This is a genomic window from Jeotgalibacillus sp. ET6 (genome assembly GCF_029667115.1).
Taxonomy (GTDB): Bacteria; Bacillota; Bacilli; order Bacillales; family Jeotgalibacillaceae; genus Jeotgalibacillus.
In genome coordinates this window covers 157,347-173,740 of record NZ_JARUIU010000001.1, presented here as the reverse complement: position 1 = coordinate 173,740, position 16,394 = coordinate 157,347, and the positions used below count along the sequence as shown (strand labels likewise).

The 16,394-nt window shown below is 41.3% G+C and carries 18 protein-coding genes; all 18 read right to left on the bottom strand.

Annotation, left to right across the window (positions count from 1 at the left end; genetic code table 11):
- Window positions 1-10: 10 nt before the first annotated feature.
- Window positions 11-1,171, bottom strand: a complete 1,161-nt coding sequence (gene sucC / locus P6709_RS00855; RefSeq protein WP_278238989.1) for an ADP-forming succinate--CoA ligase subunit beta — start codon at window positions 1,169-1,171, stop codon at window positions 11-13.
- A 149-nt stretch (window positions 1,172-1,320) separates the two neighbouring features.
- Window positions 1,321-1,605 carry an EscU/YscU/HrcU family type III secretion system export apparatus switch protein gene (locus tag P6709_RS00850; protein ID WP_278238988.1) on the bottom strand — a complete coding sequence of 95 codons (285 nt, stop codon included), beginning with the start codon at window positions 1,603-1,605 and terminating at the stop codon, window positions 1,321-1,323.
- The gene (locus P6709_RS00845) at window positions 1,602-3,431 is read right to left on the bottom strand and encodes a hypothetical protein (protein WP_278238987.1); all 1,830 of its coding nucleotides are present in this window, start codon (window positions 3,429-3,431) and stop codon (window positions 1,602-1,604) included. Before P6709_RS00845 ends, P6709_RS00850 begins: the two co-directional genes overlap by 4 nt.
- 12 nt (window positions 3,432-3,443) lie before the next feature.
- Window positions 3,444-4,211, bottom strand: coding sequence for a ribonuclease HII (locus P6709_RS00840; RefSeq protein WP_278238986.1), 768 nt, complete (start codon window positions 4,209-4,211; stop codon window positions 3,444-3,446).
- Window positions 4,212-4,334: 123 nt separating this feature from the next.
- Window positions 4,335-5,210: a ribosome biogenesis GTPase YlqF gene (ylqF, locus tag P6709_RS00835; RefSeq protein ID WP_278238985.1), complete on the bottom strand. Its 876-nt coding sequence runs from the start codon at window positions 5,208-5,210 to the stop codon at window positions 4,335-4,337.
- A 106-nt stretch (window positions 5,211-5,316) separates the two neighbouring features.
- Window positions 5,317-5,880: a signal peptidase I gene (lepB, locus tag P6709_RS00830; RefSeq protein ID WP_278238984.1), complete on the bottom strand. Its 564-nt coding sequence runs from the start codon at window positions 5,878-5,880 to the stop codon at window positions 5,317-5,319.
- Between the two features lie 147 nt (window positions 5,881-6,027).
- Entirely contained in the window at window positions 6,028-6,372 is a 345-nt protein-coding gene (gene rplS, locus P6709_RS00825) for a 50S ribosomal protein L19 (RefSeq protein WP_278238983.1), read from the bottom strand.
- Between the two features lie 123 nt (window positions 6,373-6,495).
- On the bottom strand, window positions 6,496-7,242 hold the full coding sequence (trmD, locus tag P6709_RS00820) for a tRNA (guanosine(37)-N1)-methyltransferase TrmD (protein ID WP_278238982.1): 747 nt from the start codon (window positions 7,240-7,242) through the stop codon (window positions 6,496-6,498).
- On the bottom strand, window positions 7,239-7,757 hold the full coding sequence (gene rimM, locus P6709_RS00815) for a ribosome maturation factor RimM (RefSeq protein WP_278238981.1): 519 nt from the start codon (window positions 7,755-7,757) through the stop codon (window positions 7,239-7,241). The genes trmD and rimM overlap by 4 nt, the downstream gene beginning before the upstream one ends.
- A 1-nt stretch (window position 7,758) precedes the next feature.
- A complete protein-coding gene (locus P6709_RS00810) occupies window positions 7,759-8,151 on the bottom strand; it encodes a YlqD family protein (RefSeq protein WP_278238980.1) in 393 nt (130 codons plus the stop codon).
- 57 nt (window positions 8,152-8,208) lie between these two features.
- Window positions 8,209-8,445 (bottom strand): KH domain-containing protein, encoded by a 237-nt coding sequence (locus tag P6709_RS00805; protein WP_278238979.1) that lies wholly within the window; start codon window positions 8,443-8,445, stop codon window positions 8,209-8,211.
- A gap of 8 nt (window positions 8,446-8,453) precedes the next feature.
- Window positions 8,454-8,726, bottom strand: a complete 273-nt coding sequence (rpsP, locus tag P6709_RS00800; RefSeq protein WP_104056010.1) for a 30S ribosomal protein S16 — start codon at window positions 8,724-8,726, stop codon at window positions 8,454-8,456.
- Between the two features lie 108 nt (window positions 8,727-8,834).
- On the bottom strand, window positions 8,835-10,184 hold the full coding sequence (ffh, locus tag P6709_RS00795) for a signal recognition particle protein (protein WP_278238978.1): 1,350 nt from the start codon (window positions 10,182-10,184) through the stop codon (window positions 8,835-8,837).
- Window positions 10,185-10,198: 14 nt separating this feature from the next.
- Window positions 10,199-10,531 carry a putative DNA-binding protein gene (locus tag P6709_RS00790; RefSeq protein ID WP_278238977.1) on the bottom strand — a complete coding sequence of 111 codons (333 nt, stop codon included), beginning with the start codon at window positions 10,529-10,531 and terminating at the stop codon, window positions 10,199-10,201.
- A gap of 91 nt (window positions 10,532-10,622) precedes the next feature.
- Window positions 10,623-11,627 (bottom strand): signal recognition particle-docking protein FtsY, encoded by a 1,005-nt coding sequence (gene ftsY / locus P6709_RS00785; RefSeq protein ID WP_278238976.1) that lies wholly within the window; start codon window positions 11,625-11,627, stop codon window positions 10,623-10,625.
- Between the two features lie 15 nt (window positions 11,628-11,642).
- Entirely contained in the window at window positions 11,643-15,212 is a 3,570-nt protein-coding gene (gene smc / locus P6709_RS00780; protein ID WP_278238975.1) for a chromosome segregation protein SMC, read from the bottom strand.
- Window positions 15,212-15,967 (bottom strand): ribonuclease III, encoded by a 756-nt coding sequence (rnc, locus tag P6709_RS00775; RefSeq protein WP_278238974.1) that lies wholly within the window; start codon window positions 15,965-15,967, stop codon window positions 15,212-15,214. The genes smc and rnc overlap by 1 nt, the downstream gene beginning before the upstream one ends.
- Before the next feature lie 137 nt (window positions 15,968-16,104).
- A complete protein-coding gene (acpP, locus tag P6709_RS00770) occupies window positions 16,105-16,338 on the bottom strand; it encodes an acyl carrier protein (RefSeq protein WP_278238973.1) in 234 nt (77 codons plus the stop codon).
- Between the last annotated feature and the right edge of the window lie 56 nt (window positions 16,339-16,394).

The window sequence follows — 16,394 nt, the reverse complement described above, 5'->3', positions numbered from 1 at the left end:
CCTGCCTTTCTTAGCCTACTAATTCCACGATTTTTTGTGCGCCATCAGCCATTGTCTCAGCTGCTACAATATCCAACCCTGATTCATTCAGGATTTTTTTGCCTAATTCCACGTTGGTACCCTCTAAACGTACGACAAGCGGAACTTTGAGCTCAACCTGCTTTGCAGCTTCAACCACACCTTCAGCAATGATGTCGCATTTCATAATTCCGCCAAAGATGTTAACAAAGATTCCTTTTACAGCGGTATCAGAAAGAATGATTTTAAATGCTTCTGTCACTTTTTCCGCTGTAGCACCGCCCCCAACATCAAGGAAGTTTGCCGGGTCTCCCCCGTAATGCTTAATAATGTCCATTGTCGCCATCGCAAGGCCCGCACCATTAACCATACAGCCAATATCGCCATCAAGTGAAATATAGCTCAGGTCGTATTTAGATGCTTCAATTTCCTTTGGATCTTCTTCATCAAGATCGCGGAACTCCATAACATCTTTTTGACGGTATAAAGCGTTTGCATCGAAATTCAGTTTTGCATCCAGCGCCATTACATTACCGTCACCAGTCGTAACAAGCGGGTTGATTTCAGCAATCGAACAATCTTTTTCCACGAACATTTTATAAAGGCCGAGCATGAATTTAACTGTTTTGTTGACTAATTCTTTTGGAATATTAATATTAAATGCTACGCGGCGAGCCTGAAAAGCGGTTAATCCAATAACAGGATCGATTGTTTCACGGAAGATCTTTTCAGGAGTCGCTTCTGCAACCTCTTCAATTTCTGTTCCGCCTTCTTCAGATGCCATCAGCGTAATGCGGGAAGTTGCGCGATCAAGTACCAGTCCGATATAGTACTCACTCTTGATATCACAGCCTTCTTCAATGAGAATACGCTTAATTTCTTTGCCTTCGGGTCCTGTTTGATGTGTAACAAGCGTTTTACCGAGCAATTCTTTAGAATATGTACGCACATCATCTAAGTTTTTAGCTATTTTTACGCCGCCTGCCTTGCCTCTTCCTCCGGCGTGAATCTGTGCTTTAACCACTGTCACAGCAGAGCCTAATTCTTTAGCTGCATCTACCGCTTCTTTCGGTGTAAATGCAACAAATCCGCGTGGAACGGATACCCCATATTTCCTGAGGAGTTCCTTGCCTTGATACTCATGGATATTCATGTTCCATCCTCCTATCAAACTCTTTTGAAAATAGACTGCGCTTTCATTGTAATAAATGACAGAGCAGGTGTCTACCATTTATGACAAACTAGTGAAAAAACCGACAACCTGTGCTTTTTAAAGGTATTCAATTAATCGATGCGATTCGTTTATTTTTCAGTTTCTGTCTGATCAAGTCTGTATATAAACGCGAACACTTCTGCTACAGCCTGATATAAATCATCTGGAATTGATTCGTTTACCTCCAGCTGACTGAGGAGTTCAACTAATGCAGGGTCTTCCTGAATCGGCACATTATGTTCACGCGCTTTTTCAATAATGTTTTCAGCTGTTAAGCCTTTTCCTTTACCCGTGACCACAGGCGCAGCACTCAGCTCCTGGTTATAAGTAAGAGCTACCGCCTGTTTTCTTTTGTAGACTGGTTTCTTTTTCATATTCTGATATCTACTCCTGAAGAAAAAGTATTCATTTGCGCTGCCGCCGGATCCAGAGGCGGTGGTGAAGCCTGCTTTGAAGACAAAAATTTAATATGTGAAAGCTGATAATCAGCCTTTTCCAATTGCGATTTTAAAAAAGGCTTTAAAGATTCACCGAGCTTCTGCAACCCTTCTTTATGCGTATATACATCTATTGAAATTATTCTTTTTTGAACGGTCATATCAATAACGGTTTCTTTTAAGTTTTCCAGATTTATATAAAATAAAATTCTTGAGTGATCCGCATCGAGCTTTCCGTTTTTTTGCTTTTTTCCAGTCCACTGCATCGTCAAGTCCAGCAGCTTTTCTTTCATGTAAACGGGAAGCTGAAAAAAAATGTGTGATGTGTTTCCTGATTCGGAGGATAGGAGCTGCTGGCCGTTAAATTTATTAATTAGCAGCTGCACTGTTTCTTTAGCAGATAGTGATAAATTAGGATCTTTTAACAGCATCGTTAATTGCGGCTTTAGACCTTCTGAAATCTGTTCGATCGATTGCGGGGAACCGGTCAGCCTGCTTTCATAATCGATGCCGAGTACTGAAAAAATCCCCCTGAACATCTCTGTCAGCTGCCGCCCTGATGGCAAAGAATTAAAGGCTTTTTCTGCTTCACTTGATACAGACAGAATGAGATCGTGAACTTCTTTTACAGCAGGGCTCTGCCTATTTGAATGTAAAAGAGCAGGGTTTAATAAGCGATCTTTTGGAGTTAAGTGAAGCTCTTCAAAAATAAACGTTTTGCCTGCAAAGGGATTTTTTTGAGAAGATTCATGCATCGCCTGAATTTCTATCATTCGTTCAAAGAGCTGTTTAGATAGAGTTTTCACCGTTTCATCTGAGCTGTTTTTCACAAATGAAACCAACTCCTCTGCCCTTTCACTGACGCGGCCCTCTGACTTCAGTAAAGCGGATCGCTGGACTGCTTCTTCAGTGAGGCTTAGGAAAAGTCCCTTACTATCTTTCTGAACTTCTCTTCCGCTCATATAAGCCTCTCTAAGGCCCTCTGACCAATCCGATAGGTTTACCGACCAGGGCAGAACTTCAAGCTGTTTTAGGGTGTGCAGAGCGGTTTCACGAACGTGTGAGGCGGTTGAGGGATCAGTTAATAATCCGAAAAGTTTTGCCGTCATTTGCTGGGATATAAAATACTGTGAAGGATTTTGAATTTTTTTCAGCGTATGTATGACCTGGGAAGCTGCAGCAGACTTTTCACTGGAAAGTGATTCAACTAAGCGTGATAAATCGGCCTGCAGGTTTTGTTCGGTTCCCTGCATTCCTCTTTGATAGGAATGAAATACCGCATCAGTAAACGGCTGTTTTTTTAAAAACATCAGGTTGATAATGGAACGTGCCTGTTCCTTGTTAATGGATGCAGCAGTCCAGTCAGTTGCTTTAGCTTGCTGTTCCCTGCTTAACGGAAGCGGGTCTTTCAGGAATTCAGCTGATACACCCCTATTTTCCTTTAAAAAATCCAAACGGGGGGGCCTCATGGTCTGGTCGGTTCTGTTTATCTTGTCAGCGCCTGCTTTTTCGCTGATTGGTTTTAACTCAATTTCGTCTTCGTTTACCGAAACCTGATACAGTCCTTTACTCCCTTCTCTCATCTCTTTGGAAACGTTCACTGTTACATGCTGGCTGCCGATTTTCATAATGGCTTTTTGTTCAGAAACTTTTTTCTCAACCAGCCCAAGTACCAATTGTCCGTGTTTTAATGTTTGAGGTTTTTGAGAATACATACGGGAGAGGTTATATTCACTTTTTGCACCGGCTTTATTATGCTCCATCTCTTCACCTCTTTACTTATTTAAGGACTTAACCGGGGCAAACGACATTCTATGCTCTGCGCAGGGACCGTGAGTCTGCAGCCCTTTTAAATGTTCTTTTGTTCCGTATCCTGCGTTTTTTTCAAATTTATAATAAGGATACGATTGTGCAAGTTCCCCCATATACCGGTCTCTAGTAACTTTTGCCACTATGGACGCCGCAGCTATAGAAATGCTTCTGGAATCGCCTTTAATAATGGACTTCTGAGGGATTTCAGTTTCAATAGCCATCGCGTCAATGAGCAGCATCTCCGGCACCATCCCTAAATCGTTAACAGCTCTGTTCATTGCCAGTTTAGTTGCCTGGTAAATGTTCACATCATCTATTTCTTGTGCCTCTGAAAATCCGATGCCAATCGCTGTTGCCTGGTGGTGAATTTCTTTATATAAATACTCTTTTTTTACATCGGTTAGTTTTTTTGAATCATCCAGTCCAGGGAGGTAAAAGCCTTCCGGCAAAACCACAGCTGCTGCTACTACTGGTCCTGCAAGAGGTCCTCTTCCCACTTCATCGATACCAGCGATACTTTCATACCTTTTTAATCTCGCTTCTTTTTCAAACACTTGCATTTGTGTAAATTTTTTGTGAAGTTCCTTCTTCTTTTCCATCCTTAAGTAGAATGACTTTAAAAGCTTTATGACTCCTTTTCGCGAATCTTCCTTCCACTCATTGAGCCTTACATCATCATCTGTTTCCAATGAATTTAGGATTCTTTCAATTTCCTTAATTGACTGATTCATTCCATTATCCATCCTTATCTTGTTTATCGGTTATGTAAGAAAAAATTAAAGACCCCGCTGCTGCAGGGTCCAAGGCATTAAAACTACTTTTACGATCTGCAAATAAGTGATTCTTTGAACTGTTTAATTACTGTCCGCTGATTCAGACTGCTCTAAAAGATCCAGATCGAATGTTATGGGTCCGAATTGTACATTTCTGATATCCCTTACGATGACGTCAGCTGTCTTGTCAAAGTCGATCAATCCGCCTCCTGAAAGGCAGCCCCTTCTTTTGCCTATTGCTTCAAATAATTGAACAAGATCCTCAGGGATGTCTTCAATCTCATAACGTTTTTTTAATCGGTCAGGATAATATGTTTCCATAAACCTTAAACCATATGTTGCAATATCCTGCAGGTTGAGCAGCGTATCTTTAATCGCTCCTGTCAATGCTAGGCGGTAGCCAACTTCAGGATCTTCAAATTTAGGCCATAAGATCCCTGGAGTATCAAGAAGCTCCATTTCTTTTCCTACTTTAATCCATTGCTGCGCTTTTGTAACACCGGGGCGATTGCCAGTTTGTGCAATGTTTTTCTTCACAAGACGATTTATAAGCGTTGATTTCCCTACGTTTGGAATTCCAACTATCATGGCCCGGACTGCTCTTGGCCGAATGCCCCTGGATTCCATGCGGCTCCATTTTTCCTTCAATATTTCCATTGTGACTTTATGGATAGACTGGAGCCCCACTCCTTTATCTGAATTAATAGCAAGAGCACGTATCCCTCTTTGTTCAAAATAGGAGATCCATTGTTTCGTTCGGACAGGATCAGCCATGTCTGCTTTGTTAATTAAGATCAGCCGGGGTTTCTGATTAATAATTTCATCAATCATCGGATTTCTGGAGGAAACAGGGATCCGTGCGTCTACCAGCTCAAAAATAATATCCACAAGCTTTAATTTTTCAGTTACTTGCCGTCTTGCTTTTGCCATATGGCCCGGAAACCATTGTATTGTCATACTAACACTCCTGACTCGTTGTCATCAGTCTTCTGTTTTATTTATCAAATACTATACCTATTTTGAAATTGATTCTGTATAGAGTTTTTTCCTGAAGCATCTTGATTTAATTTTTTTCACTTTCGTTTACCATACCCATGTCATTCAATGGCCAAAAAACAATGTTCGTGGTTCCCATAACTTCATCCATCTCTACAGTTCCGATATGTCTGCTGTCCTTGCTGTATCGTCTATTATCTCCCAGAACAAAAATTTCCCCCGGCGGGACTTTTTGTTCTCCAGTCAATTCCTCTAATGTGAAGTCTCCAGTTAAGATCTCCCCATTAAGTTCACGTTTATAATTCTCAAGAAATGGTTCGTCTATGGGTTCCTCATTAATATAAAGCTGATCATTTTTATAGACTATTTCGTCACCAGGTAAACCAATGACTCTCTTTATATAATCAGAGTTTTCAGTTGTATGAAAAACGATCACGTCAAAACGGGATGGCTGAGAAATTGAATAGCTGAATTTGTTTACAATCATTCGATTTCCGTCATGCAGCGTCGGCATCATAGAAAGACCTTCTACAACAATTGGGGTAAATAAAAAGAAGCGAATTACACCAGCAACGGCAACTGCAATCAGCAACGCTTTTGCCCATTCCCACCACTCATTTTTTCCGTTCAACGTTCACCCTCCGTACTTATAATAATCTAAATCCTGCTTTTATATTGTAGCATAATTGAGAAAATGAATCTGATGCAATTATGCTTTTAATCATGAGACTCAAAAAAAAAAGAAGCTCGCAAAAGCAAGCTCCTTTTTAAAAAACCATTATCGAATTTCTTTAATGCGGGCCGCTTTACCACGCAGATTGCGTAGGTAGTAAAGTTTCGCACGGCGAACTTTACCGCGACGCACAACCTCAAGCTGGGCAATTTTAGGCGTGTGTACCGGGAATGTACGCTCAACACCTACGCCGTAAGAGATCTTACGAACTGTAAATGTTTCACTGACACCACCACCACGGCGTTTAATCACAACACCCTCATACACCTGAATACGCTCACGGGTTCCCTCAACAACCTTAACGTGTACTTTAACAGTATCACCAGGCTTAAATGACGGAAGATCCGAACGCAGCTGCTCTTGAGTAATTTCTTGAATTAAGTTATGCATCGATTTCAACTCCTTCCAACAGATGCTCTTGCCTCTATTGCGTTTGCAGCGGAACACCGTTTTCAATGGCCTGTTTACTTCAGTAAACTTGGCACAAAATCTATAATACCACAGTGAGGATATTCAATCAACATTCTTTTTATCTTTTTCAAAATGATGAAGCCATTCCTGCTGCTGTGAATCCAAATTGATTTCTTTAAGCAAATCAGGTCTCCGTTCCCAGGTTCTTCTTAGGGATTCCTTCTTTCGCCACTCTTCTATATTCGCGTGATTTCCTGAGGTTAAAACTGCAGGGACTTCAAGACCTCTGTAAGCAGCAGGACGTGTATAATGAGGGTGTTCAAGAAGGCCGCTTGAAAACGAATCTTTTGCTGCAGACTCTGCATTTCCAAGCACTTCCGGAAGAAGACGGACAATGCTGTCGATCGCGACCATGGCACCGAGCTCTCCTCCTGTCAAAACAAAGTCTCCTATTGAAATTTCGTCCGTTACGAGATGCTCACGGATCCGCTCATCATACCCCTCATAATGACCACATATAAAAACCAGATGCGATTCAGTCGAAAGTTCTTCCGCTTTCCTCTGGGTAAATCTTTCTCCCTGAGGACACATCAGGATCACTCTTGGTTTTTCAGTATTGGATGTTGTAATGGCGTCGACTGCTTCAAAAACAGGTTCCGGTTTAAGGACCATTCCTGCTCCTCCGCCATAAGGGTAGTCATCAACAGATTTTTGCTTATGAGGGGAGAATTCTCTGAAATCAATCACATTGAAACTCACAGCTTCTTTTTCCTGCGCCTTTTTTAAGATCGACTCTCCGAAAACACCTTCAAACATTGCCGGAAACAGAGACAATACATCTATCTTCATTCCAGCAAACCCTCCATAACGGTTATAATAACTTGCTTGGAAGAGACATCAACTTTTTTTACGACGGATTCGATATAAGGGATTAACAGTTCTTTTCCCTCATGAGTCTGAACCACCCACACATCATTGGCTCCAGGTGACAGAATCTCTTTTATGACGCCAAGTTCTACCTGTTCGTCTGTCCATACATGGCAGCCCACAATCTCGTGATAGTAAAATTCATTTTCATCCAGTGAGGTTAATTGGTCCTCAGAGATTTTCAGCATACCTTCTTTAAAAGGCTCGACTTCATTCACATTATCAAAGCCTTCAAATGTGAGGAGATCAAAGTTTTTATGCTTTCTGTGTGACTTAATGATCAGTTCTTTTGCATCCTGCTGCCCATCTTTAAACAAAAAAAGAACGTTTCCAGGCACATAGCGCTCATCCGGGAAGTCCGTTCTGGAAATGACACGCACTTCACCGCGTATGCCATGCGTATTAACAATTTTACCTACATTAAACCATGTTGTCATTTTACCACCTCTGCCGTATCTCTTTCACCATGCCGTCCTCAAGAACAATGACCGGCTTTTGTTCAGGATGCCATATACTGCCCTCATGCAGTTCAACGACGGTGTCTGTTTCCATCAAAGTATACTCTGTTCCAAGCGGTGTTTCTTCAATTGATTTTAACTGAGTATTTATCGAGCGGACAAGCTGCTTTCTTTTATTAATTTCCTGCTGAATTTTTTGTTTAACGGCTTCTGAAGATTGTTCAAATTGTTTTTCAAGCTTTTTTTGCTGAAAAACAAGCTGGTCCATTTCTTTTTCCGCCCGTTTAATTTTTTCATTTAATGTTTGTTTGAGTCGGGATTTAGATGAGTTTGTCATTATTTCCTTTATAATCGTTTTTTGTGTAACTTGCATGATTATTTTCCCCCTAACAAATCTCTATATGGAAAAAGGGAGGACGGAGCCTCCCTTTTATTGATCCACTATTTCAATGACGGTTCGCTTTTGCTGATGTGCAGGCACACCAGCAAAAGCGACTGTACGTATAGCTTTCGCAACTCTGCCTTGCTTGCCAATGACTTTTCCCATATCGTTCTTGTGAACGAAGAGCCTGAAGGTGATCAAACGGTCTGTTTCATCTTTTTCAATCCTTACCGACTCCGGGTGAGCTACAAGTGGCTTGACAATCGTTTCGATAAGCTCTTTCATACAGTCTCTTACTTGCCGTGCTTAGCGTTATGGAATTTTTCCATAATGCCTTCATTTGATAATAGGTTGCGTACTGTATCAGACGGCTTAGCACCGTTGTTCATCCACTTAAGAATCAAGTCTTCTTTAAGGTCAACGATTGCTGGGTTTGCAACCGGGTTGTACGTTCCAACTGTTTCAATGAAACGTCCATCACGTGGTGAACGAGAATCTGCTACTACGATACGATAGAATGGGTTTTTGTTAGCTCCCATACGCTTTAAACGAATTTTTACTGCCATTTTAATTGCACCTCCGAATAGTTTCACACAAGATAGTATAATATCAAGGGTTTGTTTCTTTGTAAAGTCTTTTTTCTTAACACACTAATTTTTTTATAAAAAAAGTGATTATTGCATAAACGGAAAGTTAAAACCGCCGCGTTTTTTCCCTTTTTGCTGGGAGTTGGTCATCTGCTTCATCATTTTTTTCATATCTTCAAATTGTTTTAGAAGGCGGTTTACTTCCTGGATCGTTCTTCCGCTTCCTTTAGCAATCCGTTTTCTGCGGCTGGCGTTAATGACTTCGGGCTGTTCTTTTTCCTTCATTGTCATGGATTTAATAATGGCTTCCACGTGCCCGAGCTGCTTTTCATCAACCTGAAGATTGTCAATGCCCTTCATCTTGTTGGCTCCGGGAATCATCTTGATTAATTCATCAAGCGGACCCATTTGCTTTACCTGCCCCAGCTGCTCTAAAAAGTCGTCAAGCGTAAACGAAGCCGTTCGGAGTTTTTTCTCCATTTCTTTTGCTTTTTCTTCGTCTACATTTGTCTGTGCTTTTTCAATCAGGGACAGCATATCGCCCATTCCAAGAATTCTTGAAGCCATACGTTCGGGGTGAAATGCCTCTAAAGCATCCATCTTTTCCCCCATACCAACAAATTTAATCGGTTTTTCGGTTACAGAACGGATGGATAATGCAGCACCGCCTCGCGTATCTCCATCAAGCTTGGTTAAAACAACACCTGTTACACCAAGTGCGTCGTCAAAATTCTTCGCAACATTAACCGCATCCTGACCGGTCATTGCATCAACCACAAGAAAAATTTCTTCTGGTGATGACAGTTCTTTAATCTGCTTTAATTCATCCATAAGGTCTTCATCAATATGAAGTCTGCCCGCAGTATCAATCAAAACATAGTCCTGATGTTCTTCTTTGGCTTTGGCTATGCCCGCCTTCGCAATTTCAACCGGACTCACCTGATCCCCCATCGAAAAGACAGGAAGATCCAGCTGTTTCCCAATCGTTTCAAGCTGTTTAATAGCAGCTGGTCGATAAATGTCAGCAGCTACGAGCAAAGGTTTACGATTATGTTTTTTTCGCAAAAGGCTGGCCAATTTTCCAGCAGTCGTTGTTTTACCTGCCCCTTGAAGCCCGACCATCATAATAACGGTTGGCGGCCTTTTCGCCACAGCAATATGGCTTTGCTCTCCGCCCATAAGTTCCGTTAACTCGTCCTTAACCACTTTAATTACCTGCTGTCCAGGTGTCAGGCTTTGCATTACTTCCTGACCTACTGCCCGCTCACTGACTTTTTTTACAAAGGTTTTTACAACCTTAAAGTTAACATCAGCCTCCAAAAGTGCGAGACGGACTTCTCTCATCATTTCTTTGACATCCGCTTCATTTACTTTTCCTTTTCCGCGGATTTTCTGTATGGAGCCCTGCAGCCGGTCGGCTAATCCTTCAAATGCCATTATCGTGCCGCCCCCTATTCCAGTTTCTCGAGTGAATCAACAATCGAAAGCAAAGTAGATGTATCTGCCGGTTTTTCTCCTGCAGCTTCCCGTAATTGATCGATCATTTTTGCTCGTTTTTGAAATTTTTCAAAAAGCAGAAGCTTGGACTCATATTCCTCGAGCATTGCTTCTGTCCTCCGAATATTATCATAGACAGCCTGTCTGCTCACGTCATATTCATCTGCGATTTCTCCAAGAGAGTAGTCATCGAGATAATAAAGGGACATATAACTGCGCTGCTTTGCTGTTAACAACATCTGATAAAAATCAAATAAAAAATTTACACGGGTCGTTTTAGCAAGCATCCTTCGCCCTCCCTTTGTTAAGTGAAAAGCCTTTACACTAAAATCATACCGACTCTATTCCTCTGTGTCAAGTACTGGACAGGCAAATCATTTACACGTCTGAGTGATCCTGTTCATCCTCGATTAAATCTGCAAATAATCCATAAACGTATTTTTCAGCATCAAAAGGCTGCAAGTCATCCATTTTTTCTCCCAGACCCACAAATTTAACTGGTATGCCAAGCTCCTGCTTGATGGCAAGAACGATACCCCCTTTTGCAGTACCATCAAGCTTGGTCAGTACAATTCCGGAAACGTTTGTTGCTTCCTTAAATATTTTTGCCTGTGTTAATGCGTTTTGACCGGTTGTTGCATCTAGTGCCAGGAGCACTTCATGGGGCGCACCTGGAATCTCCCGCTCAATTACTTTTTTCACTTTTTCTAATTCCTTCATAAGATTCACTTTGTTTTGAAGTCTTCCTGCTGTATCACAAATTAAGACATCCGCTTTTTTTGCTTTTGCTGACTGAACAGCATCATACATCACAGCTGCCGGATCTGACCCTTCTCCGTGCTTAACCACATCTACTCCCACACGGTTTCCCCAAACTTCAAGCTGTTCAATGGCGCCTGCACGGAATGTATCACCGGCTGCGAGCATAACTTTTTTACCGTCCTCTTTAAATTGGTGAGCAAGTTTTCCGATTGTAGTCGTTTTTCCTACTCCATTTACGCCTACAAATAAGATGACAGTCAGGTCCTCTTCCTGAAGGTGAAGCAGAGCATCCGTATCTTGGTCTTCTCCCTGATAAATTTCCACCAGCTTTTGTGAAATAACTCCACGGATATCCTTCGTATCTTTAATATTTTGTCTGCGTACTTCCATTTTCAGTTCTTCGATCAGCTTAACAACTGTTTCAAATCCTACGTCAGCCTGGAATAAGATTTCTTCAAGTTCTTCAAAGAAATCCTCGTCAACCGTTCTGTATCTGGCTACCAGATCATTCATTTTTGTTGTGAAATTATCCCGTGTTTTGGTAAGACCTTCACGGAATTTATCTGACATATTATCCTGTGACTGAGTTAGCTTATCTTTAATTTTTTTAAAGAAGCTCATTATTTTCTCTCCTTTTTAGGAAAATGATTTAACTGGATTCTGTTCTTCAAGTCGGACAGAAACTAATTTGGATACTCCGGATTCCTGCATCGTAACGCCATAAAGAACATCTGCACCCTCCATCGTCCCTTTGCGGTGAGTAATGACGATAAATTGCGACTGCTCACTGAAGCGGTGGAGATATTGACTGAACCGGTGTACATTCGCTTCATCCAGGGCTGCTTCGACTTCATCAAGTATGCAAAACGGCACAGGACGAACTTTTAATATCGCAAATAATAGGGCGATGGCTGTCAATGCTCTTTCTCCTCCGGACATTAAGCCAAGATTTTGAAGTTTTTTCCCAGGCGGCTGTGCGACAATGTCGACCCCTGAGTGGAGCAGGTCGTTCGGATCTGTTAATTTCAGTTCCGCTCGCCCTCCTCCAAATAATTCCTTAAATACCTCGGAAAAATGACCTTTCACTTGATTAAAGGTTTGTCCAAACCGGCGCGCCATTTCTTCGTCCATTTCTTCAATTATTTCCTGTAAATTTCTTTTTGCCTCTAATAAGTCCTCCTGCTGTTCAAGGAGAAATTCATATCGCTCTGATATTCTGTCATACTCATCTATCGCACCAAGATTAACATTCCCAAGCTCATCTATGGACATTTTGATCAATTTGACCTGTCTTCTGGCATCATCAGCAGACAATGTCATCTGATAAAGCTCTTTTGCTGCGGCAAACGTAAGCTCATACTCCTCTTGAAGTCGATTTAAGCGTGAGTCGATTTCCACTTCAAGCCGGTTGATGCGAATTACTTCATCCTTCAGTCCATCTTGCAGCCCTTTTAGCCCTCTGGAAAATTCTTTTAACGAACGTGTGACCTGTTCCATTTCTTCCTTCAGGAATGTACGCGTTTGCTTCGTCTTGTCAATCAGCGACAGAATTTCTTCTCTCTTCTGCTGCTTTAAGTCGATCGTTCGCTTTAATGTTTCGGATTGATCCTCGCCGTTTGTAGCTTCGTCTGCAATCCAGAGCATGTCTTCTTTCAAAGATGTGCTTCGTTTTTTCAATTGATTGAGAGCTGTTTTGAGCCCATCTTTTTCACGGATGATTTGCTGCTGCTGTTCCCTTGATACAGCCAGATCCGATTTTGAAGCAGACAATTTTTGAGTAATGTCTTCTTTTGACGTGCGCTGTCTATCTTTTTTCTCCGTTAATTCTTTCATGGAGTCTGTCAATAAGGATAGGGTCTCTTCGATCGTAACCAGTCTGATGTTTAAAGTCTTTTTCTTCTCCTTCATTTCATCTGTATAATCTTTAAACTCTCCCATTTCAAGGTCATACATGGAAAGCTCCCTGTCGGATCTTTCCAGAAACACTTCTGTTTCTCTGAGACTCGACTTTAATTCGGACTCTTTTATTCTTAAAGACTCGCCTTTTGTTCTTAAAAGCTCAATTTGGTGATCTTTTTCACTTAATTGGCTCTTTGTTTCTTTAAGTTTCATCTCTAACCGGGCTGCTGTCTCTTCCATAGCAGGTATTTGATCTGTTAGTTCATCCAGCTCATTTTTACGGGATAAGATCGATGCGCCTTTTTTGGATTGAGCTCCGCCAGTCATAGAACCTCCAGGGTTTACGACATCGCCTTCAATTGTGACGAAGCGGAACCGATGCTGAAGTTTGGCAGCAAGCTCGTTTGCACCTTTAAGATCTTTCACAATTAAGACCGTTCCAAGCAGGTTTTCAACAACCAGCGAGTACTTGCTGTCGGACGTTACAAGAGAGGAAGCTACTCCGATAAAGCTGCCGTGCGTTTTAAGAACGTCTGCCTGATGAGAGGCAATTGATTTTGATTTAATTACCGATAATGGAAGAAAGGTCGCACGTCCAAAGCGGTTTTGTTTTAAATACTGAATAGCTGCTCTTGCGTTTTTTTCATCTGTTGTCACAATACTTTGCATTGAACCGCCTAATGCTGTTTCAATAGCCAATTCATGTTGTTTGTCTACGGAAATGATTTCTGCAACTGCTCCTTCAATTCCGTGGAGTTTATTTTTTCGTGCTTTCAGGATTTCTTTTACACCTTGAAAAAACCCTGAAAAGTCACCTTCCATGGTCTCAAGCATATTTTTTCTTGACTTGGCTTCACTAACATATTGATAGGCTTTATAAAGATTTTTTTCCATCTCTTCATACTCTTTTGCGAATCGGCTGCGAACTTCATGTGTTTTTTTAAACTGATCACGTGTTTGCTGTATTTCATCAGCGACTTCTGAGATCCTCTTCGCAGTCGTTTCTCTTTGCTGAAGTTTATCCTTTCTTTCGCTGATAAAATGAGCATTTTGATCATGCAATTTGCTGGCTCGTTTTGCCTGCTGTTCAAGCTGCTGATCAGCATAGCTAAGTTCATTATTAATTGATGTTTTTTCATTCAATGCATCGAAGTATTCGTCTTTCACGTTCTCAAGCTGTTCTTCAATATTTATTTCCAGGCTGTCAGCAGAAGCTTGAAGGATGTCGACCTCTTTTTGAAGTTCTGCTGTTCTTATAGCGCATTTTTCAGCTCTATTTTCATTTTCAGCCAGGGATCGTTTAGTCTGCTTGATTTGCTCATTTAATTCCTCAAGCGTTTTTTTCATCTGTTCTTCATTTTGGGCAGTATTTTTTTTCCTTTCCAGGAGTACCTGCCTTCGGCCTTCGAGCTGCTCTGCTTCCTCGGTGATCGTCAACAATGTTTTTTGATATTCATCAAGCTCCGAGTCGTACTTTGCAAGCAGCAATCGTTTAGAAGAGAGAATTTCTTCCTGTTCCTTTATCTTTGCTTCTTTCTGCTCTTCCTGCGCCTGAATGTTTTTGTAATTCCCTTTGCTTCTTTCCCACTCTTCATTCATAGATTCTATATCATGTACAAAAAGGGCTACCTCTGTTTGTTTAAGTTCCTCTTTTTTTTCCAGAAATTCTTTTGCAAGTGACGCCTGTACCTTAAGAGGTTCCACCTGCCCTTCCAATTCGTGTAATATATCCTGGACACGGTACAGATTTTCCTGCGTTTCGATTAAACGAATGTCTGCTTTTTTCCTGCGATTTTTATATTTTAGAACGCCTGCTGCCTCTTCAATAATTACTCTGCGCTCGTCTGGCTTGCTGTTTAAAATTTGTTCAACTCTGCCCTGCCCGATGATGGAAAATGCCTCTTTTCCTAAACCGGAATCAATGAATAAATCAATGATATCTTTCAAACGGCACGGCTGTTTATTCAATAAATATTCACTGTCTCCAGAGCGGTAAACTCTCCGGGTTACGCTCACTTCTGCATACTCAAGAGGCAACGCCTGGTCCTCGTTATCGAGTGTCAGCGTCACCTCAGCAAGATTTACAGGTTTTCTTGAATCACTTCCTGCAAAAATAATATCTTCCATTTTTCCTCCGCGCAATGATTTCGCGGACTGCTCCCCTAAAACCCAGCGTATAGCATCTGTAATATTGCTTTTTCCACTGCCATTCGGTCCGACTACGGCAGTTACGCCGGGAACAAAGTCTATCGATATTTTCTCTGCAAACGATTTAAATCCAACAATGTCCAGTCTTTTTAAAAACATTATGTGTTCACCTGCTGCTCGTCCGGCTTATTTTTTAGGTATTCCAGTGCTTTTTGAGCTGCATGCTGCTCGGCTTCTTTTTTCGATCGGCCTGAACCAGTACCCAGCTCTTTTTCCCCAAGAAGAACTCGGGAAATAAATTCACGGTTATGGGCAGGCCCTTTTTCTTTTAATATTTCATAACTTAATGCTCCAGAGTGGTGACGCTGAATAAACTCCTGAAGCTGGCTTTTATAATCCATCACATGCGAAAAAGCACCTGTATTTACTTTAGGAAAGACCACTTTCTCCAATATCATCTTAACCGGTTCTAATCCCTGATCCAGATAAAGGGCGCCTATAAATGCTTCGAACACATCAGCAAGCAGTGCGGGTCTCATTCTGCCGCCTGTCTGTTCCTCCCCTTTTCCAAGCAGGATTAATTCGCCAAAGTTAAGTTCATTAGCAAATATGACAAGAGAGGGCTCACATACAATAGCTGCTCGAAGCTTTGTCATTTCCCCTTCGCTCATTGCAGGAAATCGCTCGAATAAATAATGAGAAACGGTTAATTCAAGTACAGCGTCTCCCAAAAACTCCAAGCGTTCATTATCCTCATAGGGCTTCCTTCGATGCTCATTCACATAAGATGAATGTGTAAATGCTTTCATTAGGAGTTTAAAATCATTAAATTTAATATCATGCTGCTGCTGAAAGGTTTTAAAACGCGCTTCTGATTTTTTCACAGCAGTCAGATCTTTTCTCGTTTTATTCATGGGACTTCACCTTGCCATTTCTGTCTCAATAATTTAATGGGTAACAAGATAAAACAAAACTTGGCATGATTTCTCATGCCAAGTTTTCTATCAAATAGCCGAAACACGATCATCTTGGCGGGATGATTTCATTACATTTAGATTTTTTCCTGTATGTAATTGACTGCATCACCAACTGTACCGATCTTTTCTGCATCTTCATCAGAGATAACCATATCAAATTCATCTTCAAGCTCCATTACCAATTCTACTACATCAAGTGAATCAGCACCAAGATCTTCTTTAAATGAAGCTTCAAGCTTAACTTCAGATTCATCAACGCCTAAGCGGTCAACGATAATTTTTGTTACACGATCCATAACTTCTGCCATGTTCGTCACCTCCCTTCAATCATTATAGTTGAAAACAGGCGGTAAATAAACTCCTG

Excerpts from the sequence above, each read along its gene's own strand:
- sucC (WP_278238989.1), bottom strand. The coding sequence starts at position 1,171 with ATGAATATCCATGAGTATCAAGGCAAGGAACTCCTCAGGAAATATGGG.
- rnc (WP_278238974.1), bottom strand. The coding sequence starts at position 15,967 with ATGAATAAAACGAGAAAAGATCTGACTGCTGTGAAAAAATCAGAAGCG.
- rpsP (WP_104056010.1), bottom strand. The coding sequence starts at position 8,726 with ATGGCAGTAAAAATTCGTTTAAAGCGTATGGGAGCTAACAAAAACCCA.
- P6709_RS00790 (WP_278238977.1), bottom strand. The coding sequence starts at position 10,531 with ATGCTTGCTAAAACGACCCGTGTAAATTTTTTATTTGATTTTTATCAG.
- P6709_RS00850 (WP_278238988.1), bottom strand. The coding sequence starts at position 1,605 with ATGAAAAAGAAACCAGTCTACAAAAGAAAACAGGCGGTAGCTCTTACT.
- ffh (WP_278238978.1), bottom strand. The coding sequence starts at position 10,184 with ATGGCATTTGAAGGATTAGCCGACCGGCTGCAGGGCTCCATACAGAAA.
- P6709_RS00845 (WP_278238987.1), bottom strand. The coding sequence starts at position 3,431 with ATGGAGCATAATAAAGCCGGTGCAAAAAGTGAATATAACCTCTCCCGT.
- rplS (WP_278238983.1), bottom strand. The coding sequence starts at position 6,372 with ATGCATAACTTAATTCAAGAAATTACTCAAGAGCAGCTGCGTTCGGAT.
- trmD (WP_278238982.1), bottom strand. The coding sequence starts at position 7,242 with ATGAAGATAGATGTATTGTCTCTGTTTCCGGCAATGTTTGAAGGTGTT.
- smc (WP_278238975.1), bottom strand. The coding sequence starts at position 15,212 with ATGTTTTTAAAAAGACTGGACATTGTTGGATTTAAATCGTTTGCAGAG.
- ylqF (WP_278238985.1), bottom strand. The coding sequence starts at position 5,210 with ATGACAATACAATGGTTTCCGGGCCATATGGCAAAAGCAAGACGGCAA.
- P6709_RS00805 (WP_278238979.1), bottom strand. The coding sequence starts at position 8,445 with ATGAAAGAGCTTATCGAAACGATTGTCAAGCCACTTGTAGCTCACCCG.
- rimM (WP_278238981.1), bottom strand. The coding sequence starts at position 7,757 with ATGACAACATGGTTTAATGTAGGTAAAATTGTTAATACGCATGGCATA.
- P6709_RS00810 (WP_278238980.1), bottom strand. The coding sequence starts at position 8,151 with ATGCAAGTTACACAAAAAACGATTATAAAGGAAATAATGACAAACTCA.
- P6709_RS00840 (WP_278238986.1), bottom strand. The coding sequence starts at position 4,211 with ATGAATCAGTCAATTAAGGAAATTGAAAGAATCCTAAATTCATTGGAA.
- acpP (WP_278238973.1), bottom strand. The coding sequence starts at position 16,338 with ATGGCAGAAGTTATGGATCGTGTAACAAAAATTATCGTTGACCGCTTA.
- ftsY (WP_278238976.1), bottom strand. The coding sequence starts at position 11,627 with ATGAGCTTCTTTAAAAAAATTAAAGATAAGCTAACTCAGTCACAGGAT.